Annotated in this window: 21 protein-coding genes and 1 riboswitch; of the genes, 8 read left to right on the forward strand and 13 right to left on the reverse strand. The window is 64.9% G+C overall.

Translation table 11 applies throughout. The features are described from left to right. The 6 genes from AC1DRE_RS17965 to AC1DRE_RS17990 all read right to left on the reverse strand — a co-directional run. The coding region (locus AC1DRE_RS17965) for a serine dehydratase beta chain (protein ID WP_476985877.1) at positions 1 to 768 on the reverse strand (768 nt) is incomplete at its 3' end. 123 nt (positions 769 to 891) lie between these two features. Continuing rightward, a complete protein-coding gene (glyA, locus tag AC1DRE_RS17970; RefSeq protein ID WP_476985878.1) occupies positions 892 to 2229 on the reverse strand; it encodes a serine hydroxymethyltransferase in 1338 nt (445 codons plus the stop codon). Then, positions 2226 to 2609 (reverse strand): glycine cleavage system protein GcvH, encoded by a 384-nt coding sequence (gene gcvH / locus AC1DRE_RS17975; protein ID WP_476985879.1) that lies wholly within the window; start codon positions 2607 to 2609, stop codon positions 2226 to 2228. The genes glyA and gcvH overlap by 4 nt, the downstream gene beginning before the upstream one ends. 116 nt (positions 2610 to 2725) lie before the next feature. After that, a complete protein-coding gene (gene gcvT / locus AC1DRE_RS17980; RefSeq protein ID WP_476985880.1) occupies positions 2726 to 3883 on the reverse strand; it encodes a glycine cleavage system aminomethyltransferase GcvT in 1158 nt (385 codons plus the stop codon). Positions 3884 to 3894: 11 nt separating this feature from the next. Beyond that, positions 3895 to 6786, reverse strand: a complete 2892-nt coding sequence (gcvP, locus tag AC1DRE_RS17985) for an aminomethyl-transferring glycine dehydrogenase (protein ID WP_476985881.1) — start codon at positions 6784 to 6786, stop codon at positions 3895 to 3897. A gap of 135 nt (positions 6787 to 6921) precedes the next feature. Then, positions 6922 to 7020: riboswitch (glycine riboswitch) on the reverse strand. Between the two features lie 76 nt (positions 7021 to 7096). Continuing rightward, on the reverse strand, positions 7097 to 8590 hold the full coding sequence (locus tag AC1DRE_RS17990; protein WP_476985882.1) for a PucR family transcriptional regulator: 1494 nt from the start codon (positions 8588 to 8590) through the stop codon (positions 7097 to 7099). Positions 8591 to 8824: 234 nt separating this feature from the next. Here AC1DRE_RS17990 and speB point away from each other — a divergent pair, with 234 nt between their 5' ends. The 4 genes from speB (at position 8825) to AC1DRE_RS18010 (ending at position 14241) form a co-directional block, all read left to right on the forward strand. Then, positions 8825 to 9829: an agmatinase gene (gene speB, locus AC1DRE_RS17995; RefSeq protein ID WP_476985883.1), complete on the forward strand. Its 1005-nt coding sequence runs from the start codon at positions 8825 to 8827 to the stop codon at positions 9827 to 9829. Then, positions 9826 to 11283: a purine-cytosine permease family protein gene (locus AC1DRE_RS18000; RefSeq protein ID WP_476985884.1), complete on the forward strand. Its 1458-nt coding sequence runs from the start codon at positions 9826 to 9828 to the stop codon at positions 11281 to 11283. Before speB ends, AC1DRE_RS18000 begins: the two co-directional genes overlap by 4 nt. Before the next feature lie 104 nt (positions 11284 to 11387). After that, complete coding sequence (locus AC1DRE_RS18005; protein WP_476985885.1) at positions 11388 to 12917, forward strand: aminobutyraldehyde dehydrogenase; 1530 nt, start codon at positions 11388 to 11390, stop codon at positions 12915 to 12917. A gap of 28 nt (positions 12918 to 12945) precedes the next feature. Next, complete coding sequence (locus AC1DRE_RS18010) at positions 12946 to 14241, forward strand: D-arabinono-1,4-lactone oxidase (RefSeq protein ID WP_476985886.1); 1296 nt, start codon at positions 12946 to 12948, stop codon at positions 14239 to 14241. 102 nt (positions 14242 to 14343) lie between these two features. On the opposite strand, the gene AC1DRE_RS18015 is transcribed toward AC1DRE_RS18010, so the two are convergent. Beyond that, complete coding sequence (locus tag AC1DRE_RS18015; protein ID WP_476985887.1) at positions 14344 to 15828, reverse strand: NCS1 family nucleobase:cation symporter-1; 1485 nt, start codon at positions 15826 to 15828, stop codon at positions 14344 to 14346. Between the two features lie 179 nt (positions 15829 to 16007). Then, positions 16008 to 17042 carry an NAD(P)-dependent alcohol dehydrogenase gene (locus AC1DRE_RS18020; protein ID WP_476985888.1) on the reverse strand — a complete coding sequence of 345 codons (1035 nt, stop codon included), beginning with the start codon at positions 17040 to 17042 and terminating at the stop codon, positions 16008 to 16010. A 162-nt stretch (positions 17043 to 17204) separates the two neighbouring features. Here AC1DRE_RS18020 and AC1DRE_RS18025 point away from each other — a divergent pair, with 162 nt between their 5' ends. From AC1DRE_RS18025 to AC1DRE_RS18035, 3 genes are all read left to right on the forward strand, one after another. Next, on the forward strand, positions 17205 to 17840 hold the full coding sequence (locus AC1DRE_RS18025) for a TetR/AcrR family transcriptional regulator C-terminal domain-containing protein (protein WP_476985889.1): 636 nt from the start codon (positions 17205 to 17207) through the stop codon (positions 17838 to 17840). Between the two features lie 62 nt (positions 17841 to 17902). After that, entirely contained in the window at positions 17903 to 18325 is a 423-nt protein-coding gene (gene arfB, locus AC1DRE_RS18030) for an alternative ribosome rescue aminoacyl-tRNA hydrolase ArfB (protein WP_476985890.1), read from the forward strand. A gap of 62 nt (positions 18326 to 18387) precedes the next feature. Further along, positions 18388 to 18873, forward strand: coding sequence for a GNAT family N-acetyltransferase (locus AC1DRE_RS18035; protein WP_476985891.1), 486 nt, complete (start codon positions 18388 to 18390; stop codon positions 18871 to 18873). Positions 18874 to 18914: 41 nt separating this feature from the next. On the opposite strand, the gene eda is transcribed toward AC1DRE_RS18035, so the two are convergent. The 5 genes from eda to AC1DRE_RS18060 all read right to left on the reverse strand — a co-directional run bounded on the left by eda (position 18915) and on the right by AC1DRE_RS18060 (position 24580). Next, on the reverse strand, positions 18915 to 19550 hold the full coding sequence (gene eda, locus AC1DRE_RS18040; protein WP_476985892.1) for a bifunctional 4-hydroxy-2-oxoglutarate aldolase/2-dehydro-3-deoxy-phosphogluconate aldolase: 636 nt from the start codon (positions 19548 to 19550) through the stop codon (positions 18915 to 18917). Next, positions 19543 to 20928, reverse strand: coding sequence for a mannitol dehydrogenase family protein (locus tag AC1DRE_RS18045; RefSeq protein ID WP_476985893.1), 1386 nt, complete (start codon positions 20926 to 20928; stop codon positions 19543 to 19545). The genes eda and AC1DRE_RS18045 overlap by 8 nt, the downstream gene beginning before the upstream one ends. A 71-nt stretch (positions 20929 to 20999) precedes the next feature. Continuing rightward, positions 21000 to 21926: a PfkB family carbohydrate kinase gene (locus tag AC1DRE_RS18050; protein ID WP_476985968.1), complete on the reverse strand. Its 927-nt coding sequence runs from the start codon at positions 21924 to 21926 to the stop codon at positions 21000 to 21002. Between the two features lie 47 nt (positions 21927 to 21973). After that, positions 21974 to 23185 carry a D-mannonate dehydratase ManD gene (gene manD, locus AC1DRE_RS18055; protein WP_476985894.1) on the reverse strand — a complete coding sequence of 404 codons (1212 nt, stop codon included), beginning with the start codon at positions 23183 to 23185 and terminating at the stop codon, positions 21974 to 21976. A gap of 12 nt (positions 23186 to 23197) precedes the next feature. Further along, entirely contained in the window at positions 23198 to 24580 is a 1383-nt protein-coding gene (locus AC1DRE_RS18060) for an MFS transporter (RefSeq protein WP_476985895.1), read from the reverse strand. 147 nt (positions 24581 to 24727) lie between these two features. Here AC1DRE_RS18060 and AC1DRE_RS18065 point away from each other — a divergent pair, with 147 nt between their 5' ends. Continuing rightward, positions 24728 to 25459, forward strand: coding sequence for a GntR family transcriptional regulator (locus tag AC1DRE_RS18065; protein ID WP_476985896.1), 732 nt, complete (start codon positions 24728 to 24730; stop codon positions 25457 to 25459). The last annotated feature ends 27 nt before the right edge of the window (positions 25460 to 25486 follow it).

The following is a 25486-nucleotide window of genomic DNA, read 5'->3' on the forward strand; positions in this document are numbered from 1 at the left end:
GCTTTCCTTCAGGAGCCGCTCGTGCCAGTCCGGGGCCCGACGGCGGACCTTCAGCCCGCCGGGCAGCAGCCCCTCACGCTTGAGGGACGTTTCCACGCAGCCTTCCATCACCGCATAGATGTGCAGCAGGCCCGCCCGGATCTCCTCCTCCGTCCGGGACGCGCGTTCGTTCACGAACATGATCTCCCCGATGGACAGGCCCTTGGACTGGCAGTGTCCGAGCAGTTCGGCGGCCGTGCGGAACGGCAGCGGCAGTTCCTTCTTGGACTCATCGAGTTCCTTCAGCGCCGCGTCCTCCTCGCCTTCGCGGACGATGAAGCCGCCGCCCACGGAGAAGAACGTCGCCGCATGCAGGACCTCCCCGGCCGCGTCGGAGACCGTGAACGTCATGCCGTTGGTATGCCGCGGCAGGATGGTCAGCGGCCGCAGCACGATATCCTGCACCCCGTACGGGAGCTGCACGGACCCGGCCAGCTGCAGTTTCCCGGACCCGGCGATGGCGGCCAGCCGCTCCTCCACCTCATCGGGCAGGATCAGTTCCGGGTGGAAGCCCTCCAGTCCCAACAGGATCGCCGTCATGGTGCCGTGGCCGTGCCCGGTCGCGGCCAGGGAACCATACAAATCCACCCGCAGGGACGCCACCTTCTCGAGGGTGCCGGAGCCCTTAAGCTCCTCGGCGAACACCGCGGCAGCCCGCATCGGACCCACCGTATGTGAACTGGACGGTCCTATTCCGATGGAAAAAAGATCAAAGACACCAACAGCCATGATCGGTTCCTAACTAGTCAGTGAAGGTGGGGTGAACAACGGGCTCCAGCAAAGGAGTTTTTGTCCAGATACGAGGACTTGAAGGACGTTTTGGTCCCGTTATCTGGACAAAAACTCCAATGGCTAGGACAGGTTGGCGACCGAGGGGTAGAGCGGGTGGGCGTCGGCGAGGGCTTCGACCCGGGAGCGCAGGCCGGAGAGGTCCGCGCCGGCCTCGGCGGTCAGGGCCTCGGCGATGATGTCCGCGACCTCGGTAAAGGCCGCCGCGCCGAACCCGCGGGTCGCCAGCGCTGGGGTGCCGATCCGCAGCCCGGAGGTGACCATCGGCGGGCGCGGATCGAACGGCACCGCGTTGCGGTTGACCGTGATGTCGATCGCGGCGAGCCGGTCCTCGGCCTGCTGCCCATCCAGCTCGCAGTTGCGCAGGTCCACCAGGACCAGGTGCACGTCGGTGCCGCCGGAGATCACGTTGATCCCCTTGGCCGTGACGTCCGGCTGGACCAGCCGCTCGGCCAGGATCCGGGCACCGGCCAGCACACGTTCCTGGCGTTCCCTGAACTCCGCGGACGCGGCGATCTTGAACGCCACGGCCTTGCCCGCGATAACGTGCTCCAGTGGCCCGCCCTGCTGGCCCGGGAACACCGCGGAGTTGATCTTCTTCGCGATCGCGGCGTCGTTGGTCAGGATGATCCCGCCGCGCGGACCGGCCAGGGTCTTGTGCGTCGTGGACGTCGTGACGTGCGCGTAAGGGACCGGGGACGGGTGCAGCCCGGCTGCCACCAGGCCGGCGAAGTGCGCCATGTCCACCATCAGGTAGGCGCCCACCGAATCGGCGATCCGGCGGAACTCCGCGAAGTCCAGCTGCCGGGCGTACGCCGACCAGCCGGCCACGATCAGCTGCGGCTTGTGCTCCAGGGCCAGGCGCTCCACCTCGGCCATGTCGATCCGGTGGTCCTCTTCGCGGACCTGGTACGGGATCACGTTGTACAGCCGGCCGGAGAAGTTGATCCGCATCCCGTGGGTCAGGTGCCCGCCGTGGGCCAGGTTCAGGCCCATGATCGTATCGCCGGGCTTGATCAGCGCGTGCATCACCGAAGCGTTCGCCTGCGCGCCGGAGTGCGGCTGCACGTTCGCGAACCCGGCGCCGAACAGGGCCTTCACCCGGTCGATGGCCAGCTGCTCGATCACGTCAACGTGCTCGCAGCCGCCGTAGTAGCGCTTGCCCGGGTAGCCCTCGGCGTACTTGTTCGTCAACACCGAACCCTGCGCCTGCATGACAGCCTTGGCGGTGTGGTTCTCCGACGCGATCATTTCCAGGCCGGTGCGCTGGCGGGCCAGCTCGTCGTCGATCTTCGCCGCGATCTCCGGGTCCAGTGCGGACAGGTCCGCATCCAGGGACGGGGAGACTACCTGCTCGAACGCCGCCGTAGCGGTGCCTGCGGCACCAGCCCGGGCGTTCACAGTTCGCCGCCGTTCTTGGAAGCGTATTCCTCGGCCGACATGAGCGGCCCCTCGGATTCAGCAGCCACCTTGAACAGCCAGCCGGCGCCGTACGGGTCACTGTTGATCAGGGCCGGATCGTCGACGACGGCGGGGTTGATCTCCGTGACCTCGCCGGTCACCGGGGAGTACAGGTCCGAGACGGACTTGGTGGACTCCACCTCGCCGCAGGTCTCCCCCGCGGTCACCGCGGCACCAACCTCGGGCAGGTCCACATACACGATATCGCCCAAGGCATCCGCAGCAACCGCGGAGATCCCGATCCCCACAGTCCCAGCCCCATCCGAGGCAACCCACTCATGCTCAGCCGAATACTTCAGTTCGGCAACTACTTTGCTCATCTTTTCAATCCTTAGAGTTTGTGTTTGGTTTCGACAGGCTCAAGAACCGGCAGGCGGCTCACCCTCCAGCACCTTTGGGTCTCGAAGAGCGCAGGCCCCGGGCGGACCCGACGGGCTTAAGGCGAGACGGCGCCGCGCTTGTAGAAAGGCAGTGCGACGACTTCAAAGGGTTCCGGCTTCCCGCGCAGGTCGACGTCGACGATTGTGCCAATTTCGGCGTACTCAACGTCGACATAAGCCAGGGCGACCGGGTACCCCAGCGTCGGACTCGGCTGGCCCGAGGTCACTTCGCCGATGAGCATGCCGTCCTTCAGTACGGGGTAGTGTGCCCGTGCGGCCCGCCGGCCCGTGCCTTTGAGCCCGACCAGCTTTTGGCCGATGGTGGTTCCGACGCCGGCAGCCTTGATGGCCGTCAGAGCCTCCCTGCCGACGAAGCTGCTTTCCTTGGCGAGCGAGACAACCGGGCCCAGACCTGCGGCGTAGGCGTTGACGTAGCGGGAGAGCTCGTTACCGTAGAGCGGCATGCCGGCCTCCAGGCGAAGGGAGTCGCGGGCGGCGAGGCCGGCGGGGATCAGTCCGTGGCTCGAGCCGACTTCCAGCAGCGCTTCCCAGAGTCCTGCCGCATCCACGTTCGGGATGTAGATCTCGAAGCCGTCCTCGCCGGTGTAGCCGGTGCGGGCCAGGAGCAGGTCCTGCACAGTGCCGTTGAAGCTGATGCCTACCTCAACGGCGGCGTAGTACTTCAGGTCAGTGACCAGTGCGTGCTGCCCGGCCGGGACGAGGGGCAACAGGATAGCCTCCGCGTTGGGTCCCTGCACAGCGATCAACGAGGTCTCGGCGGAGGCGTCCTCAACGACGACGTCGAATCCGCCGTCTTGGGCAGAACCAGCCCGCTCGGTCAGTGCCGCCGCCACAACCTTGGCGTTGCCCGCATTGGGGACCACAAGGAACTTGTCCTCAGCGCGGCGGTACGAAATGAGGTCGTCGATGATGCCGCCGTCGGCATTGCAGATCAGCGAGTACTTGGCCTTGCCAACGGCCATCGCCGACATCTTGCCGACCAGTGCGTAGTCAAGGAAAGCTGCAGCGTCCGGACCGCTGACCCAGACCTCGCCCATGTGGGAGAGATCGAACAGGCCAGCAGCGGTGCGGACGGCGTGGTGCTCGGCCAGTTCCGATTCGTACTTCAGGGGCATCTGCCAGCCACCGAAATCCGTGAAGGAGGCGCCGGCCTTCTTGTGCTGCTCGTAGAGAGCGGTGTAATTCTCAGACATAGGAGGCTTCCTTAGTTTTCGAAGTCTGCTGTGTTGTCCTCGAACGCTTCGAGGGGAGGGCAGGAGCACACGAGGTTGCGGTCGCCGGCTGCGCCGTCGATGCGGCCCACGGGCGGGAAGTACTTGTCCTGCTTGAGGTGGTGGACCGGGAAGGCGGCCTGCTCACGCGGGTACGCGCGGTCCCAATCAGGACTCACGACGGCGGCAGCCGTGTGAGGCGCGTTGCGCAGCGGGGAGTTCTCCACGGTGAAGTCGCCATTAGCCACCTGATCGATTTCCTGGCGGATGGTGATCATGGCCTCGACGAACCGGTCGATCTCCGCCAGGTCCTCGGACTCGGTGGGCTCCACCATCAGGGTGCCGGCCACCGGGAAGGCCAGGGTGGGGGCGTGGAAGCCGTAGTCGATCAGGCGCTTGGCCACGTCCTCGGCGGTGACGCCCGTGCGAGCCGTCAGTGCACGCAGGTCCAGGATGCACTCATGCGCCACGAGTCCGCCTTCGCCGGTGTACAGGACGGGGAAGTGCTCATCCAACTGTGAGGCTACATAATTGGCTGCGAGCAGCGCGGACTTGGTGGCTTCGGTCAGTCCCTGGCCGCCCATCAACTTCACGTAGGCCCACGAAATCGGCAGCACACCCGCAGAACCGTAGCGCGACGCGGAGATGGCAACACCCGTCCCCGTCGAAGAAACGCTGTTGGCATCACCGGGCATGAACGGAGCCAGGTGCGCCTTGGCCGCGACCGGGCCCACGCCCGGGCCGCCGCCGCCGTGCGGGATGCAGAAGGTCTTGTGCAGGTTCAGGTGGGACACGTCGCCGCCGAACTTGCCCGGCTGCGCCAGGCCCACCAGGGCGTTCAGGTTGGCGCCATCCACATACACCTGTCCGCCGGCCTCGTGGATGGCGTCGCAGACTTCGCGGACGTCGGCGTCGTACACACCGTGGGTGGACGGGTAGGTGATCATGATGGCGGACAGTGCGTCCTTGTGCAGCTCGATCTTGGCGTTCAGGTCCGCGTGGTCGATGGTGCCGTCGGCGGCCGTGGCCACCACAACAACCTTCATGCCGGCCAGGACGGCGGACGCGGCGTTGGTGCCGTGGGCCGACGCCGGGATCAGGCAGACGTCGCGATGGGAGTCGCCGCGGGACAGGTGGTAGCCGCGGATGGCCAGCAGGCCGGCAAGTTCGCCCTGGGAGCCGGCGTTTGGCTGGATGGAAACCTGGTCGTAGCCGGTGATCTCGGTCAGGTCAGCTTCCAGGCCTTCAATCAATTCGCGCCAGCCCGCTGTTTGGGACTCCGGCGCGAACGGGTGGATCGAGGCGAACTCCGGCCAGGAGATGGCTTCCATCTCCGCCGTGGCGTTCAGCTTCATGGTGCACGAGCCCAGCGGGATCATGGTCCGGTCCAGCGCAAGGTCACGGTCGGACAGCTTGCGGATGTAGCGCAACAGCTGCGTCTCGGAACGGTGCGTATTGAAGACCGGGTGCTGGAGGAAATCGGTCGTGCGGACAACGGCGGCAGGCAGTTCGAACCCGGACGCGGCGCCAACCGGACCGGCGCCGAAGGCGACAGCAACCGCGGAGAGGACCTCCGGCGTCGTCGTCTCATCAACGGAAACCCCGACGGTGTCGGCGTCGATGACGCGCAGGTTGATGCCGCGCGCTTCGGCGGCGGTGATGACCCTGCTGGCCTTGCCGGGGACGCGGACGGTGAGGGTGTCGAAGAAGGACTCGGAAACGAGCTCGCGGCCGGCCGTCTTGAGCGTGGTGGCGAGGGTACGGGCGTGGTCATGAACCGTTTCGGCGATAGCCTTCAGGCCTTCCGGGCCGTGGTAGACCGCGTACATCGAGGAGACAATGGCCAGCAGCGCCTGTGCCGTGCAGATGTTGGACGTAGCCTTCTCGCGGCGGATGTGCTGCTCACGGGTCTGCAGCGCCAGACGGTAGGCGGGCACTCCCGCGTTGTCCTTGGAGACGCCGACGATGCGGCCGGGAAGCGTGCGCTCCATGCCTTCCCGGACAGCCATGTAGGCGGCGTGCGGGCCGCCGAAGAACAGCGGCACGCCCAGGCGCTGCGCTGTTCCGACGGCGATATCGGCACCCTGCTCCCCCGGAGGAGTGATGAGGGTCAGGGCCAGGAGATCGGCCGCGACGGTAATGAGCGCACCGCGGTCCTTGGCTTCTGCAATGACAGCAGACTGGTCCCAGACGCGGCCCGAGACGCCGGGCTGCTGCAGGACGATGCCGTTGATGACGCCGTCGGGCAGGCCCGTGGAAAGGTCGGCAACCTCAACCTCGAAGCCAAGTGCATCAGCGCGGCCCTTGACGATCGCGATGGTCTGCGGGAGGCAGTCGGCATCCAGGACGGTCTTGCCGTCGCGGGCTTCCTTGTTCTTGTTGGCGCGGCGCATCAGCAGCACGGCCTCTGCCACTGCCGTGGCTTCATCGAGCAGGGACGCGTTGGCCACGGGCAGGGCCGTCAGGTCCTGGACCATGGTCTGGAAGTTCAGCAGGGCTTCGAGCCGGCCCTGCGAAATCTCCGGCTGGTAAGGGGTGTAGGCCGTGTACCAGGCAGGGGCTTCGAGGATGTTGCGGCGGATGACCGGCGGCGTGAGGGTGTCGTAGTAGCCCTGGCCGATCATCTGCACTGCAGTCTTGTTCTTGGACGCGAGCCGGCGAAGCTCGGCCAGGACTTCGACCTCGCTGAGCGCCGCCGTGCCGCTCGGCAGCGTCAGGGCAGACTCCTGGCGGATGGAATCGGGGACAGCGACGTCCACCAGGCCGTCGACAGAGTCGTAGCCGATGGCCTTGAGCATGGTGTCAACGTCGGCCTGGCGCCGGGCGCCGATGTGCCGGTCCGCGAAGGCGGTGGGGGTTGATTGAACAGTCAAGAGGAACTCCATGATTCAGGCGCCCTGTGAGCGCCACGACGATGTGGGTTCCTCCCCGCTCTGTATTGGACCTGAGAGATTCCGCGGCATGATTGCCCGCTTGCACCGTCGGTGAGCCCGGTTGCCCGGACTGCTTTCCAGAGTTGCCTCGCCGCGGCGGTACATGGGCCTGAGAGATTCCTGGGGAGGAGTTGCTCCTACGGCGCCTGACTGGATGTACCGGCAGGACTCTCCCGCCGCAGATCAAAAGCGTGTGCGCCACTCGGAAGTGACGCGGTTCACAGAATAGCGGGTTCTCTCCGCCCGCGCAAGAAGGCCCCGTCTAGTTGTGCATGGCCTCATGGATTTGAAGCGCAAACCAAAGCTGGGCCAACGTGGACGTTTCGGTCATGTCCAGGCCCGTCAGCTCGCTGATTTTCCGGATGCGGTAAATGACGGTTTGCCGGTGCGCGAACAGTGCCGCCGCGGTCTTTTGCCACGATCTCTGGGTGTCCAGGTACGTCCTCAACGTCACGATGAGATCACCTTCCTGGCTCTGTTCGTACGCGAAGATCGGGCCCAGCAGCCGTTCCACCAACGCCGTCCCTTCCTCGAAGCTCGTGAGCCCCAGCCAGGAGGGACCTTCCGCGTACCGGGACAGCTTCAGGGCGTTGCCCTTGGCCGTGCCGAGTGCCCACAACGACTCCTGCAACGCACGCTGGATGCCGGGCGCAGAGGCCGGCGAGCTGATGCCGATCCGGACCCCGGGACCGGCACAGTGGACCAGAATATCGTCGGTCACCGCCGCGGACACCGCCACATGAAGAGTGTTGAAGCGCCGCAGGCAGGCAGCCGGAAAGCCGTGGCGCCACAGTTCGACGTGGACGTCAGCCAGCCGCTCGCCGTCGTCGGCCGCTATCGAAACCATCAGGAAATCGTTCGCCGGAACATCAAAGGCCGTGAGCCGGCTTTCCAGTTCCGCCGTTCCCAGGCGACCGTCGACCGCTTGCAACAGGAATTCGCTCGCCAGGCGGTGCAGGCCTTCCAGGGACAGGACTTTTCGTGAAAGTTCCAGACCCAGTACCGTTGCCGCATGCAGCAGCACGACGGCGTCCGGGTGCGGTTCGCCGTTGGGGAGCACCACCAGGAGCGCATTGGCGTGTGTGGGGATATCCATCATCAACACATGCCTGTCCCGAAGCCGATGCCACTGGAACTTCTTCCCGGCCAGGGATATTCGCCCGGTCAGCCGGGCCAATTCCGCCTGCAGGAAGTCCGGCAGCGGCTGGCCGTCCGGATGCCACGGATGAAGGCAGCGCCTGTCCACGACGAACAGCTCTGCATCGAGTTCAGCCGCGAGGCCCACAAGGAGGCCCTGCATGTGGTCTTCGGATGCTCCGGCAGTGCGGAGCAGATCGTAAATCCGGGCGGTCTGTCGCAGCCGCCGCGATTCCTCCAGCAGGGAGGATTCAGCCACCGTTCGCGCGATGGCGATGAACGGGAGCGGGTAGGGCACGTTGATCAGCGGCAGCGGCAGCCGCTCACAAGCGGCCAGGAACTCCGGCACCAGTTCCGGCGCGTGCATCTTCTCTCCGATGGCCAGGGCACTGGCGCCCGCCTCCACCAGCGCTTCGGCGAGCGCAACCTGCCCGGCAGCATCGGCCGGGATGGAGAGGCCGTTGGTCATCATCAGCTCGCCGCCGGTGACCCATTCCCACAGCCTCGGCAAGTCAGACGTGTGGGCCCAGGTGATCCGGTTGCCGCTGCCTGCGGATCCCGCCAGCAGCGTGAGTCCCAGCTGGGGTTCCGCCACGAGCTCGGCCACTGTAATAGCCATGGAATTGCGCTCCCAGATCCTTGGTTTCCGGCCCCGCTACAGGCTTATAGACATATGTATAAGAGCCTCGGCCATTTGTAGTCAATCTAACGCTATACGCCGTGACGCGCGTCACCAAGAATTGGATTACTTACTTCCCGCTCAACCTCCCGCTCAACGGCGAGCAACCCAACACCTCCCCCGAACCGCCGCCGGCGTCACCGCCCGGCTGCACAGCAACCGAAGGATCCAGGCATGACAACGCACAAGCCCATCGGCCCCGTCGACGCAACAAAAGTCCCCCGGTATGCAGGCCTCGGCACGTTCGCCAGGCTTCCCCAGATCGACCGCGTTCCGGACTACGACATTGCCATCGTCGGTGTACCGTTCGACGGCGGGACCTCCTTCCGGCCCGGCGCCCGTTTCGGTCCCGCCGCAGTCCGCGAAGCCTCCCGTCTCCTTCGCCCCGGCTACCACCCCGAACTCGACGTCGAGCCGGTCTACGAAGTCCAGGTTGTAGACGCCGGCGACATCGCCTGCACGCCCTACGACATCACACGGGCGGTCCGCGAAATCGAAGAACAGGCGCTGCCCCTCATCAGCGAAGACAAGAAGCTCATCTCCATCGGTGGCGACCACACCATTGCCCTCCCGATGCTGCGGGCATTGAACACGGTCCACGGACCGGTGGCTTTGCTGCACTTCGACGCCCACCTGGACACGTGGGACACCTATTTCGACCAGCCGGTCACCCACGGGACCATCTTCCGCCGGGCATTCGAGGAAGGACTCCTGGTGGAAGACATGTCCATGCACGTCGGCATCCGCGGGCCGGTCTACGACCGCAACGACTTCCTCCGCGACCACGAGTTCGGCTTCCAGATCATCCGCTGCTCGGACCTGGACGTCATCGGCGTCCCGGCAGCCATCCAACAGGTCAAGGAGAGACTCGGCGACACCCCCGTCTACGTCTCCATCGACATCGACGTCCTGGACCCGGCCTACGCACCGGGCACCGGCACCCCCGAGATGGGCGGGCTCCACTCCCGCGAACTCCTGGCCCTTCTCCGCGGGCTGAACGGCATCAACATCGTGGGCGCCGACGTCGTCGAGGTCGCTCCGGCCTACGACCATGCAGACATCACCACCGTCGCCGCGGCCACCCTCGTCTTCGACCTGCTCGCCCTTATGGTGAACCGCAGCAAGGCCGAATCGAACACCGTCCGTGAACTGCAAGCAGCATCCTGGAACGCATCATGAGCACTCGAACAACTCCCGTCGCCTCGGCCGAAGTACCCCGGCTCGAGGACAAGACCATCCAGCCCATCCCGGCGGACGAACGCCATGGGAAAGCCCGGGACCTCTTCACCATCTGGTTCGGTTCCAACATCATGATCATGACCATCGTGACCGGCGGCCTCGCCACCACGGTGTTCGGCCTCCACTTTGTGCCCGCGATCGTGGGAATCATCATTGGGAACGTCGTCGGTGGCATCTTCATGGCCCTCCATTCCGCCCAAGGCCCGCAACTGGGCGTGGCACAGATGATCCAGACCCGCGGCCAGTTCGGTTCGTACGGGGCACTCCTGATCGTTGTCATTGTGGTGATCATGTACGTCGGGTTTTTCGCGGCGAACCTCGTCTTTGGCGGCGAAGCAATGGCCGCAGTCAACCCGGGAATCAGTGTTGACGCAGGCATCATCATCATCGGCATCGTCAGCGTGATTGCCACGATTTTCGGCTACCGGCTCATTCACGCCTATGCACGCTTCCTGAGCGTCGTGGCCGGTGTGGCGCTGCTGCTGGCCTTCGCCTGGATCCTCTTCGTCCAGGGACTGCCGGCCAGCTTCCTGGACCAGGGAAACTTCAACTGGGTCGGCTTCATGGGCACGATCTCCGTATCAGCCCTGTGGCAGCTCGCCTACGCTCCTTACGTCTCGGACTACTCCCGCTACATGCCCCAAGGCACCGGCTCGGCCCCGGCCTTCTGGGCGTCCTACTCAGGCTGCGTCCTGGGCACCTTGTTCCCCATGGTCCTAGGCGCACTGGTGGGAACGCTCGCCGCGACGTTGAGCAACGACGCCGGCAACGTTGAAATCGTCGGCAGCCTGGGAGCGTTTCTCCAGCCATGGACCATGATTGTCATCGGAATCTTCTGCCTCGGGGTTGCGGCGTCGAACGCCATGAATCTTTACTGCGGCGTCCTGTGCAGCCTCACCATCGGCCAGACGTTCAAGCCGAACTGGTTGCCCCACGCCAAGACCCGAAGCGTTGCGGCCCTGATCCTCTTCACACTTGCCGTCCTGATCGCACTGTTCGCCCGCGACAACTTCATCCTCTTCTACACGAACTTCCTCTCCTTCCTGATGTACGTGTTGGTTCCCTGGACGGCCATCAACCTGGTGGACTACTACCTTCTCCGGCACGGCGACTACAGGGTGGAAGACTTCTTCAAGCGCGACGGCGGAGTGTACGGACGGTTCAATTGGGTCGCCATCGGCTCTTACCTGGCAGGCGCCCTGATTCAGGTGCCGTTCTCCGCAACGGCGATCTACACGGGCCCACTGGCCGCGGCAATGGGCGGCGTGGACATCTCCTGGATCGTCGGACTGGCAGTTGTTGCCCCGCTGTACTACTTCGCGGCCCGTCTGTTCCGAAAGAACTCGGATGCCGCCCCCTTTCAGACCCCCGCATTCGCAACTGAACTGATTTGACGCACCGCGGGCTAACTCCCCGCACCCCCACACACGGGCTTACCCCCGAACCCCACAAACACCCCCGGCGCCGCGACCGGCGCAGAAAGCAAAGGCGAAACACCATGACACTCACCCACACCGAACAGTTCGCTGTCCGACGCTCCCCCGCAGATCACGGCCCCGAGGATCACAGCCCTGCAGGCGTACTTCCGCTCCCTCTGCCGCCCGGCGGGCATTTCATTGGCGGATCGTTTGTCCCAGGGTCCTCCACCCAACTTATCGACGTCGTCGACCCGACCACTGAGCGGGTCATCGCGTCCGTACAGGCAGGCACAGCTGCCGATGTCGATGTTGCGGTTGACGCCGCCGTGGCGGCCCAGAAGTCCTGGGGCGCCACCACCCCGAAGGAACGCTCCGAGGTCCTGAACCTTATCGCCAACATCATCGAAGCCAACCGGGAAGCCTTCGAACTCATCGAGTCAGCCAACACCGGCAAACCGCGAACCGTCGCGGAGGACGACGTCTCGAGCACCATTGATACGTTCCGCTTCATGGCCGGAGCTTCGCGCACGCTGATGTCCATGGCCGGTGGTGACTACACAACCGGGCACACCTCGGTCATACTCCGGGAACCCGTGGGCGTCGTCGGCGTCATCACCCCCTGGAATTACCCGCTGCTGATGGCCGCCTGGAAGATCGCGCCCATCCTTGCTGCAGGGAACAGCATTGTCCTGAAGCCTTCCGAGCAGACACCGCTGTCCACCCTGAAGCTCGCAGAACTCCTGGCTGGACGCATTCCCGATGGAATTCTCAACGTCGTGACGGGGCAGGGCCGGACCGTCGGGCAGCGTCTCGCGGAGCATCCTGACGTTGCCCTCGTTGCCTTGACAGGCAGCGTCGTCAGCGGGCAGGCCGTTGCGGAGACCGCGGCCAGGTCGGTCAAACGCGTCCATCTGGAGCTCGGCGGCAAGGCTCCGGTTGTTGTCTTTCCTGATGCCGACCTCCGTGCGGCCGCGGCCGGGGTGCGCAATGCCGGGTTCTGGAATGCCGGCCAGGACTGCGGCGCGGCCTGCCGCGTGCTCGTGCACGAGTCAGTGGCCGAGGAGTTCACCGAGCACCTGGTGCGCGAAGTCAGCACGCTGGTGGTCGGAGCTCCGCAGGCGGGCGACGACGTGGAAATCGGTCCCATGATTTCGCGCCCGCACTTCGAACGCGTGCAGGAAGCCCTGGCCGCGGCCAAGGCCGCCGGACTGAACGTGGCCATCGGGGGTTCTGCCCTGGAAGGCCCCGGCTACTTCATCGAGCCCACGGTCATCAGCAATGTGCCGGCCGGGGCGCACATTGCCACCCACGAAATCTTCGGTCCCGTCGTCACGGTCGAGACCTTCAGTTCCACGGAAGAGGCCGTCACCCGGGCAAACGAGAGCCCCTACGGCCTGTCCGCCTCGGTGTGGACCCGGGACTCGAGCCTGTCGCTGAAGGTTCCAAAGCAGCTCGATTTCGGCACCGTCTGGGTCAATTCGCACCTGGTGCTGGCCTGCGAGGTACCGTGGGGCGGTTTCAAGGGATCCGGCTACGGCCGCGACCTCTCGCTCTACGCCTTGGACGACTACTCGCGCACCAAGCACGTCATGATCAACCACGGCGCGTAAGCGCGCAGACGAGCATCGGAGATCAGCTATGACCGCCACGAACCTTTCCCGCGATGCTTCCCCGGCACGCGCGGCCACTCCCTCCGCTCCCTTCGGGACGGAGGTCACCTGGACCAACTGGGGCGGGAACCAGAGCGCCACGCCCGCCTTCACCGTCCGGCCGCGGACTGAACAGGAAGCGCTCGACGCCGTTCGTTTCGCCATCCGCGAAGGCCTCCCCGTGCGGGCGGTCGGTTCAGGACATTCATCCTCCCCGCTGGTCCAGACGGGCGGCGTCCTGATGGACATGTCGGCCCTTTCGGCCATCACCGGAACTGACAAGGCCCGGCGTCGTGCCAGGGCCCTGGCGGGCACCACCATCAGCGCCTTCGGCGACCCACTGTGGGAGCAGGGGCTGGCACTGGGCAACCAGGGCGACATCGATAAGCAGCAGATTGCCGGGGCGCTGGCGACCAGCACCCATGGCTCCGGAAAGGAGCTGGGTAGCTTCTCCTCCAACCTGCGCTGGGTGAGGCTGATCAACGGCTACGGCGAAATCGTCGAAATCGGCGAGGGGCAGCTCCGCGAACTCAGGGCCGCCCAGGTCGCCCTGGGTACCCTCGGGATCTTCCTGGAAGTCGAACTGGCGGTCGAAGACAGTTACTACCTGCAGGAACGGATCACGTATCCCACGTGGGCGGAGACTGCAGCCAGTTGGCAGTCCGACCTCGACGCGAACCGTCATTACTCGTACCTCTGGTGCCCGGACGACGATTCCTGCGAACTTCTGGATCTTCCGGGTTCGCCGGGACAGGGCATGGCGGACCGCAGCTACACCAAGCGATACAACGTTGCGCAGATCCACGATGAGAGTGAAATTTCAGGTACGGAAGGCGCCCGGCTGGATCGTTCATATCGGATCTATCCCGGCGGCTTCACCACGCAGTTCCACGAACTCGAGTACTTCGTACGCAGCGAAGATGGCCTGGCCGCCGTGGAGGCCATCCAGGACCTGATCCGCACCAGGCACCCGGACCAGAAATACCCTGTCGAGGTCCGCTGGGTGAAGGCCGACGACGCCTACATGTCACAGTTCCAAGGGCGCGACAGTACCGTCATCACCCTGACTACCAAGCCCGGAACCGACTACTGGCCCTTCTTCCGTGAGGCTGATGCGCTGCTACAGGAATTTGAGCCACGTGCGCACTGGGGCAAGATCCACTTCATGACCAGGAACCGCCTGGAACGTCTCTACCCGGAACTTGACACTTTCATCCAAATACGCCGCGAGTTCGACCCCCGCGGAATCTTCCTCAACGACCACACCCGTGCCCTTGTAGGCTAAATCAGCACTCCCCGCGTATGCCCCCGAGCCGTGCTCGGGGGCATACTCACGGGCCGTCGATCTGACGTGGGACTGTGCACCCAGCCGCCGGCCGCCTTTGGCTCATCTCGTCTGCGGAACCTGTGTCCAGGGTGCGCCCGGGTCGGCTTCTTCGGCGGCAGCGGCGGTGATGGATTCGGCCAGGCTCGTGTCGTTGCGCGAGATGACGTAGTGCACCGTGGCCGCCCCGGTTGCTCCGATGAACCAGGAGAACGCCGAGAAGGCGCCGAATACGGGAACCAGGGCGAAGACCACCGCCGGGACGGCCGAGACGAGAAACGAGATGACCGCTTTCTGGTTCCAGCCTCCTGTATACGTGTAGTACCCCTGTTCCCTGAACAGGTCCCGAACCAGCACGCGCTGCTTCCGGAGCACGTAGTAGTCCACCATAATGATCCCGAACAGCGGCCCGAGCAGCGCTCCCAGTCCTCCAAGGAAAAGGTTGATCACGACGGGGCTGTTGAACAGGTTCCAGGGCGTAATGATCAGTGCGATCATCGCGGCGATCAGGCCGCCGCGCTTGAAATCGATCCGCGACGGCCAGGCGTTCGCGAGGTCGTAGGCCGGCGAGACGAAGTTTGCCACGACGTTGATTCCCAGCGTTGCGACAGCGAAGGTGACTGCGCCCAGCAGGAGCGCCCAGATATTGTCGATCCGCCCAACGATCTCTACCGGGTCGTAGATGTACTCCCCGTACACCTTGAAGGTTCCGGCGGTGACAACGACCGAGACCACGGAGAACGCGATGAAATTGACTGGAAGCCCCCATAGGTTCGCCGTGCGCACTGCTTTGCGGGATGGTGCGAATCGGGAAAAGTCGCAGAAGTTGAGCATCAGGGTGGAGAAGTACGTCACCGTCAGCGCCACGGCGGCGAAAAAGGCGTGCGTGACACCCCATTTGGCCTGCCCGCCGGGCAGGTCGAGGGAAATATTCCAACCCGCGTTGATCAGGATGTAAACGACCAACAGGCCCATCACTGCCCAGACGGCCGGACCGGCCCAGTCCTGGAACCTCCGGATGGTCTCCATACCGTTTCGAAGCAAAAGAAGCTGGAGCGACCACATCAACACGAACGCCAGCCAGCCCAGGGTGGACTCGCCGAGGAAATTGTTCTCAGTCAGGCCTCGAAGGTCAGGCCAGATCTTGAGGGCGATGATGATGACCGCACGGGAGGCCAGCCATGTCTGGATGCCATACCAGGCGATCGCGACGAGGGCACGAAGCAGGGCGGGCAGGTTGGCGCCGAAAGTTCCAAATGAAACCCGGGCCAGCACGGGGTAGGGAACTCCCGTCTTCTGGCCTGCATATCCGGAGAAGTTCATCAGGACAAAAACAATGAGGATCCCCGCCACCAGCGCAAGGAACACCTGCCAAGCACCGAGGCCCAACGCGAAGAGGCCGGCAGCGAAGGTATACCCGCCGAGCGAATGAATGTCCGACATCCACATCGCAAACAGCGAATAAAAACCCCACGTGCGGTGCTCGGCCGGTGCCAGGTCCTCGTTATACAGACGGGGGCTGGCCCCCTGCGGAATTGGGTGGGACATCTGATCCTCATTTCCCAAACGTTCACACGCTGAGCCTAAGCTGGAAGCTCCTGCCGGCATTGGTTCCGCAGGGCATCCATTGGTGCCAATATACTCAGCTTGGCGTTGGGGAAACAGACTACTCGGGCGTTGGCCGCTGTGGTGCAGCGCACGCTGGTCCTACAAAGTGGGGTGTCCGCTTAGATGGTGATCGCGATTTTCCCGCGCGCCTTTCCGGCGTCGAAATAGCGCATGGCGTCGGGCACCCGCTCCAGCGGGTAAGTGCGGTCGATGGCGGGCACAAGGGTTCCCTCCTCCAGGAGTCCGGCGAGGTGTTCGAGGTCAGCTGAACCTTCTGTGCCAAAGACCATGGTCAGCCGCTGACGGATGAACGGGGACAGTGCGAGCGCGCGCAACTGCCTGTCCATGCTGCCCGTCCAGGACCCGCCTTCCTCGCCGCCCGTGATGACGGCCGTGCCGGTGGGGGTGAGCGCCCGGCGGAGGCGTGACAGGGTGGGGTTGCCGGCGATGTCCAGGATCAGGTCGTAGTGCTCGGCCCCGTCGGCGAAGTCCTGCCTGGTGTAGTCGATGACGTGGTCGGCGCCAAGGGTGCGCACCAGGTCCATCTTGGCAGTACTGCAGACGCCGGTGACCACGGCCCCTGCCGCCTTCGCGAGCTGCACGGCGTAACTGCCGACCCCGCCTGAGGCGCCAAGGACCAGCACCTTTTGCCCTGGCGTTATTTGTCCGGCGGTGCGGAGGGCCTGCAGGGCGGTGCACGCGGACACCGGGACCACCGAGGCCTGTTCGAAACTGATGTTCGCCGGTTTGCGGGCGAGCTGGCTTTCGCGGGCACGGGCATACTCGGCGAAGGGGCCCTTCCCGACGCCGAAGACCTGGTCCCCGGCGCCGAACCGGGTGACGGCCGGCCCAACGGCCGTCACGGTGCCGGCCAAATCCAGCCCCGGAACAGGGCCTTTGGGGGCGCGGATGCCGTAGGCCAGACGCAGCGCGTAGGGCAGGCCCGTGGTGACATGCCAGGTCCCCCGGTCCAGTCCTGCCGCGTGGACCCGGACCAGCACTTCGTTATCTGCAATCGTCGGCTTGGGAATCCTGGCCATGTGCAGGACATCAGCCGAGCCATAGGCCTCCTGCACGATGGCCCGCATGAGCACCTCCGGCGCTTCCGGACCGCCCGAACGAGGAGTCTCCTGAGCTTGCTGACCAGAGGTCATGGCCGTTCCTTTCAAACATTTTGGAGTAGGCAGCACACGCATTCGTACGCTGTACCAAAAAGAGTATCGTACAATGTACTAAACCGCTATGGCCAAGGAGTTTCAGTGCCCGCCACTACGCCGCCAGTCCCCCAAAAGCGACTTCCACTCAGCCAGGAGAGAGTGCTCGAATGTGCCTTGGCCCTCGCCGATGAGTCGGGAATCGCCGCGCTCACCATCCGCTCGCTGGCCCAGCGAATGGGCACCAAGCCCATGTCGCTCTACTACTACGTGGCCAACAAGGACGAGATCCTGGACGGCATCGTGGACCTCGTTTTCGGCGAAATCGAACTGCCTTCCCCCGCGGGCGACTGGCGGGAGGAAATGACCCTTAGGGCGCACGGGATGCGCGAAGCGCTCAAACGCCACCCGTGGGCGGTCGGGCTGCTCGAAAGCCGCACCTCCCCCGGCGCGGCGACACTGCGCCATCACGACGCAACCCTGGGCACACTAAGGGCAGCGGGCTTTTCCGTTCAGTTGACAGCCCACGCCTACGCCCTGCTCGACAGCTACATCTACGGATTCGCCCTTCAGGAAGCCGCCCTGCCGTTTGACGGCCGTGACACCGCCGCCGAGATCACGACGCCGATCCTTGAGCGCTTTTCGACCGGCGAATACCCACACATGGTGGAGATTGCCATGGAACACGTGCTCAAGCCCGGCTATGATTTCGGGGATGAGTTCGGCTTCGGGCTCGAGCTCATTCTTGACGGTCTCAGCCGGTCGATTGAAGCCACTGGCTCAGACCCGACGGAATAGCAGCGCTGTTGGCGAACCGGTGGGGGTAGGGAATCCCCGCCATATCGTGCAACGCTGGTGGCATGGATCTGGAAGTCTCGCCTGCCCTCACGATTCCCGCGTCGGAACTCGGCTGGCGGTTCTCGCGTTCGTCCGGGCCTGGCGGTCAACACGTCAATACCTCGGACAGCCGCGTGGAGCTTTCGTGGAACGTTGGCGACTCCGCGGTGCTTTCGGACGGCCAGCGGCTGATGCTGCTCAGGCGTCTGGGACGGCGACTCATCGCCGGGGTAATCACCGTGACCGCCTCCGAGCAGCGCTCGCAGCTGCGCAATCGCGAAATCGCCCTGGCCAAGCTCGCCGTTCTCGTGGCGGAGGGTCTCGCTCCCGAAGCAGCTCCCCGCCGGCCAACGAAACCCACCCGGGGCTCGAACCGCCGTCGCCTGGCCGCAAAAGAACAGCGGGCCGCGACGAAACGGCAACGACAGCGGCCGTCCGCCGAGTAGAACCGTCCGGCGCGCACCGCCTGACTTTCGGCTCAGCTGGTTGGACCAGTAAATTAGAGGCGATGATTCACATAGCCCACGATGACCCCGCACGCAGGGACGTCCACCAACTCCTGAGCGAGCACCTGGCGGACATGTTTGCGACCACGCCGGCCGAAAGTGTGCACGCGCTGGACCATTCAGCGTTGTCCGGACCGTCGATCACTTTTTGGACCGCCCGAGAGGAAGGCGAGCTCCTGGGGTGTGGCGCGCTGAAAATCCCCAATTCTCCGCACAGCTCCGAGACGCACGGCGAAATCAAGTCCATGCGCACCACGGCAAATGCGCGGGGGCGCGGCGTCGCTACCCTCGTGCTCAGGCACATCCTGGACGAAGCCCGGAGCCGGAACTATGGGCGCATCTATCTTGAGACGGGAACCGGGGAGTATTTCGCTCCCGCACGGCGCCTGTATGCCCGCAACGGATTCACCGAATGCCCACCCTTTGCCGGCTACGCCCTCGATCCAAACAGCGTTTTCATGGAACTCCGTCTCGGCGCAAAAGACTGACTTAATAGTCAGCGTCCCGCTGCCGCCGTCCAGAACGGCGGTTAGCCGAGGGCCGACGTCAGTCCAGCAGCTTCACGCGCGAGCCTGGTGATCTGCTGCCAGTCCTCGTTTTCGATGGCCCCACGCGGTGTGAGCCAGCTGCCGCCCACGCAGGAGACGTTCGGCAACGCGAGATATGTGGCTGCTGAGCCAAGGCTGACGCCACCTGTCGGGCAGAACTGGACCTGCGGGATGGGTGCGCCGATCGCGGCGAGGTACTCCGGACCGCCCGCTGGTCCGGCAGGGAAGAACTTCATGGCGGTCAGCCCGCGCTCCAGGACCTGCATGACCTCGCCTACGGTGGCAACACCCGGCAGGAGGGGCACCCTGAGCGTCAGCATATGCTCCAACAGGGAAGGGGTGACGCCGGGGCTGACCAGGAACTGGGCTCCGGCGGCCACGGCGGCATCGGCCTGGGCCGGAGTGAGGACAGTACCGGCACCGACCAGGATGTCCGGCACCTCGTCCGCAATGAGTTTAAGCGAGGTGAGGGCCTTCTCCGTCCGCAGGGTGAGTTCGATGATGCCGACGCCGCCGTCGGCCAGTGCCCGGGCGACGGGAACAGCGTCGCGGGGGTCATCGATGGTCACGACCGGTATGACAGGTGAAACGCGCAGGAGGCCGGTGGCATCAGCCATGGTTGATCTCATTTCTCAGGCCGTCCAGCCCGTGGGTGTCGATGACGCGGTACCAGTGGATGAGGAGGTCGGCGAACCCCCGGTGTGCCGCTAGTCCGCCGTCGAAGATGCTGCGGCAGCCGAGGAGCGCCGGGACCACGGTTGCCGCTGTGCGCGTCGCCGGCAGGAGGTCGTTGAGATCCTGCGCCAGTGGATCGTTCAGCTCCGCTGCGGGGGTGGAGGCAACGCGGTGCATCCAGGCCGCCACAGCCAGGGCGGCCCACCGGGGCTCGCGGCCGGCGTCCAGGCTCCCGCGGACCGTGGTCAACAGCCGCAGCCCGATCTTCTGCGACCCGTCGCTTCCCACTTTGTCCGTGGTGTGTCCCAGCGCGGGATTTGCGAAACGGCTGAGCACCTGCGCGCAGTACGTTGCGCCGTCCATCCCGGCTGGAAGGCTGATCGTGGGGAGGGCGTCCTCCGCCATCATGCGGCTACACGCGGTACGGAACGCGTCCTCCCCCACGGCGTCGCTGATGGTGGCCTTTCCCGTTGCCAGCCCCAGGTACGCCAGCATGGAATGGCTGGCGTTGAGCAGGCGCAGTTTGGCCGCTTCCCAGGCGGCTACCTCGGAGCTGAAGAGCGCCCCGGCGTCTTCCCAGCGGGGGCGGCGCGAAGTGAAGTTGTCCTCGATCACCCACTGCAGGAACGGTTCGGCCACCACGGCAGCCTCGTCCCGGAAGCCCAGTTCGCGTTCGACGGCGTCAAGGTCACCCGCCGTGGTTGCCGGCACCATCCGGTCCACCATCGTGCTCGGGAAGGACACGTTCGCCGTGAGCCATGACAGCAGCGGATCGGCTTCCTTGGCAGGCAGGGCGGCAGCGAAGGCATGCACGAGATTCCGGGTGAGCTCACCGTTGCCTGGAAGGTTGTCGCACGAGACCACGGTGAGGGGTCCGGCGTCGGCACGGGCGCGCCGCTGGATGCCCCGGGCGATCTGTCCGATGGAGGTCTGCGGCGCCCGCCCGGCCAGGTCGGCCTGCACCTGGTCATCGGCGGTGTTGAGCGTCCCGGTGCGCGGATCGATCCGGTAGCCCTTCTCCGTGACGGTCAACGTGACCACCGACGTCGAAGGCGCGGCAATGCGTTCTGTCACCGTGTCAGGGTAGTCCCGCCCGGAAAGAGCCTCAACGATGCTCGACACGACTCTGACCGGCGCAGCGCCGCTTCCGCGTTCGGTGACTGTGAAGAGACCGTCCTGGGGCGCCAGCTGGCGCGCCACCGCGTCGGAACGCTGGGTTACACCGGTGATCCCCCATCCGAAATCACCGGAGGACCGCATGGCGTTTTCGGTCAGCACGGCCGTGTGGGCGCGGGCAAAGGCGCCCAGTCCAAGGTGCACGATTCCGGGACGCAGGTCATCGCGGGGAAACAGGGGCTGGTGGGTTCCGAGCGTCGCAAGTGTGGCGTTGCTTAGGCGTGCGATGTCAGTTCTCCTTCAGCGGCCCGGTGGGCGTGGGCATTGGTTTGTTCGAAGGTAGGGATCAGCCCCGTGCCGCCCTTGCCGCCGACCACCAGCGACGCGGCGGCCGCACCGTACCTGGCCGCTACGGGGAGGCTGTCGCCGAGGACCAGCCTGGCGGTCAGGGTGCCGACGAAGGCGTCGCCCGCTCCGGTCTGGTCCACCACCGAGGGCGCCGGAATGGCCTGGACCCAGGACGAGAGTTGATCGCCTTCGAGCTGGATTCCGTCTGCCCCGCAGGTCACGGCCACGTTCGCCGCCCCGAGGCCGCGGAGCTTGTCGGCCGCTTCCTTTGGCGTGGCGGAGTCCAACAGTGCGGAGGTTTCCCCGGGAAAGGACGGGGTGACCAGGAAGGCCCGCGGGGCCAGTTCAGCGAGCAGGGCAGCCGCCTCCTCTGCGCTCGCCAACCGCGGCCGGAAGTTGGGATCGAAAATGAAGCGGCGGGACAGTGCCGACGCCTTGAGGACCGCGGCCCGGGAAGAAGGTGAGATGGCGCAGGCAATCCCGCCGGCGATCACCGCCTTGGCTGTTGAGAAGACCGCGGCGTCAACGTCCTCCACGGAAAGAGTGGAGCCCACGCTTCCCGTGCGGGCGTAGGAGAACTCGCGCTGACCCTCCGGGTCGGAGTGCACCAGATATACCCCTTGCTGCCCCGTCCTGAACTTCAACAGGTCAGGGGAAATGCCGAGTTCCCGGATCCTGGCGGCGATCGCCTGGCCGAGTTCGTCGTCGGGCAGTACGGACAGCAGCCCAACACGCGCACCGGCCGCCGCGGCGGCAGCGGCGACGTTGAGAGCGTCGCCGGAGATCCCCAGCTGGGCCGGAACACCGTGGCCGAAGGGGAGGTCGGTGGCCACCTCCAGCAGGATTTCACCCATCACGACGACGTCGAACGGCTGGCTGTGGTTCCTTTGCGTTGCGTCGTTCACCAGTCGTGCACCGACCCGTCCAGGCGGCGGTTGATCGGCAGGTATTTGGGTTCGAACGGGAAGGCGGCGGCGGCCTCCTCGTTGAATTCCACGCCGAGCCCGGGAGCTTCCCCGGGGTGCATGTAACCGTCTTTGAAGGTGTAGGAAGCCTTGAAGACCTCGTTGGCGGGATCGCGGTGGCCCATGTACTCCTGGACGCCGAAATTGGGGATGCTCATGTCCACATGCAAGGCCGCGGCGAACGAGACCGGCGAGAGATCACCGGCACCGTGGGAACCGGAGCGGATTCCGTACAGGTCGGCCAGGGAGAAGATCCGCCGCAGGTGGGTGATGCCGCCGGCATGCGATACGGAGGTCCGGATATAGTCGATCAGCCGCTCGGTGATCAGCTGCTGGCAGTCCCAGATTGAGTTGAACACCTCGCCCACGGCGATGGGCGTGGTGGTGTGCTGGCGGATCAGGCGGAACGCGGACTGGTCCTCGGCAGGGGTGGGGTCCTCAATCCAGAACGGGCGGTACTGTTCCAGGGACGCGCCCAGCCGGCCGGCCTCGATCGGCGTCAAACGGTGGTGGACGTCGTGCAGGACGTGCACGCCGTAGCCGAACCGTTCGCGCACGTGCGCCATCATCTTGGGCGCGAAGTCCAGGTACGACGTGGTCTCCCACATGTCCTCCTGTGGCACGTTGCCGCTGGCAGGTTCATACGTTTTGCCGTCCACCGGTGCGATGCCGTAGGTCTTCTCCAGGCCGGGGACCGCTGCCTGGACCCGGATGGCCTTGTAACCGAGGTCCTGGTGGTGCTGGAAGTCGGCGCTGAGGTCCTCCAGGGTGGATCCGCTGGCGTGGCCGTAGACCATCACGCCCTCGCGGGCGGCACCGCCGAGGAGTTCGTAGACCGGCATGCCGGCGGCCTTGCCCTTGATGTCCCAGAGTGCGACGTCGATCGCGGCGATCGCCGTCATGGTCACCGGCCCGCGGCGCCAGTAGGCGCCCTTGTAGAAGTACTGCCACGCGTCCTCGATGCGCCGTGCGTCCCGGCCGATCAGCAGCGGGCAGAGGTGCTCGGAAAGGTAGGACGCGACCGCCAGTTCGCGGCCGTTGAGGGTGGCGTCGCCGATGCCGGTTATCCCGTCCTCGGTTTCGATTACGAGCGTGACGTAGTTCCGTCCTGGCGACGAAACCACTACCCGTGCGTCGGTGATCTTCACTGGCTGGTCCTTCTACTTTTGAGAGGTGTGGCTGTGGTTGGCATCGGCGACGGCCGCAACGCTGTCGTGGGCGTGCCATTCCGCGTATTCCTTGCCGCCGCGCTGTCCCGGCGCCGTTTCCGGCAGGAGCGCCAGGCACACAACGCTCACCAAAATCAGGGCTGAGACGTAGATTGCAACTCCCGTAATCGATCCTCCCCCAGCGACGAGCAACGCAGTAGCGACGACCGTGAACGGCCCGCTGGCGATCATGGCGCCGAACTGCCAGACGATCGAGACGCCGGTGTAACGGCCCCGGACCGGGAAGAGCTCCGGGTAGAAGGATGCCTGCGGAGCGTACGTTCCTGCGTGTCCCAGCGCCAGGCCGGCAACGAGGATGGCCACGATGGGAAGGGTGTCGCCGCTGGCGATGGCAGCGAAGGCCGGCCAGATGAGGACAAGGTTGAGGATTGCAGCGCCAAGGAAGACTTTCTTGCGGCCGATCTTGTCCGTCAGCCAGCCCCAGACCGGGATCATGACCAGCTCTACAAGGATGGCGATGATGATGGCCTGCAGCACGAAGGCGGAGTCATTTCCGAGGTGCTTGGAGTAGGCAACCAGGAAGACGGTGTAGAAGGGGAAAACGGCGGCTTCGACAAACTTGGAGCCCATCCCGAGGAAGACCTCGCGGCGGCTTTCCCGGAAGACAACCTTGACGGGTGCCTGCTGGGACTTTGCGTTCTCCTTCACTTCCTTGAACACTTCGGATTCATCAATCCGGAGCCGGATCCAGAGGCCGATGGCGACGACAACGATGCTCAACAGGAAGGGAATCCGCCACCCCCAGGCGAGGAACTGCTCTTCGGAGAGCTGTGTGGTCAGGAAAGCAAAGAGTGCGGAGGGCACAAGGTAGGCGGCCGGAGAACCCATCTGGACCAGGCTGGCGAAGAATCCGCGCCGGTTCGGCGGAGCAGCCTCCGCCGTCAACAGGACGGCACCACCCTGCTCGCCGCCGACTCCGAACCCCTGGAGGAGTCTGACGAAGACGAGGATGACCGCGGCCCACAAACCGATGGTTTCGTACGTCGGCATGAGTCCGATGGCGAAGGTCCCGAGCCCGGTGATGAGTAGCGTCCAGATGAGAGCCTTCTTGCGGCCGATCCTGTCCCCGATATGTCCCCAGACAATTCCGCCGAGTGGACGGGCGAAGAATCCCACGGCGTATGTCGAGAAGGCGGCGAGTGTACCGAGGAGGGGATCGATCTCCGGGAAGAAGATCTTGTTGAAGACGAGGGCTGAGGCTGTTCCGTAGATGAAGAAGTCGTAATACTCAGCCATTGTCCCGATGAAGGAGGCACCCGCAGTCTTGCGGACCTTCTTCAAATCGTATGTCGGCGCTGCGGTGCTGGCGCTCATCAGTTGCTCCTTTGCAGGCGACGAAAATGAAGGGAAAAGCTAGAACGGAAGATGCCGACCGGTGTTCGTTCGATATAACCGGCGGCCCGCTGACTACTACCATACAAGAACTACCATTCTAGTGTGTCAAGGGAATAGACTGAGGACATGGCCTCCGATAAACATGGCAAGGGACAGTCGCCACGGCTGTCCGTGCGTGACCAGACCTTGGAAACACTGCGGCGTCGCATCATTTCCCTGCAGCTCCCCCCGGGTGAACCGCTCTCGGAGAACGAGCTCGCGCAGGAACTGGGCGTCAGCCGCACCCCCGTGCGCGAGAGCCTGATCCTGCTCAGGGAAGAGGGACTCGTCCAGGTCTACCCGCAGATTGGTTCCTTCGTCTCGCTCGTGGACCTCGGACGGGTCTCAGAAGCGCAGTTCGTTCGCGAGGCCATCGAATGTGCGTCCCTGCGCGACCTCGCTGTCGACAGTGCCGGCATTGCGGGACTTCGCGTGATACTCCACGGCCAAACGGAAGCTGACGCCAACAGCGACGTTGAGGAGTTCTTCCGGCTGGACGAGGATTTCCACCGCGAACTCCTCCGGCTTGCAGGGCATGAATCCGCCTGGGCAGCCGTCAACTCCGCCAAAGCGCACCTCGACCGCGCACGGCGTCTGAGCCTGCTGGAAGCGAGGCCCATCGCAACGCTGATCCAGCAACACACCGCAGTGGTGGACGCCCTTGAAGCCAACAACCTGACGGACGCCGACAGCTCCCTCCGCCTGCACCTGCGAGGCGTTTTTGAGGATGTCCAACGGATCCAGCAGGCCACTCCGGGGCTCTTTTCCGACGGAGCAATCCTGCGGCCCACCCGCCGAAGCGTCGCCCGCTTGACCTGATCAGCGGCCACGTACTTCAGGCCTGGT

It is taken from the genome of Arthrobacter sp. P4_H3, assembly GCF_056400885.1.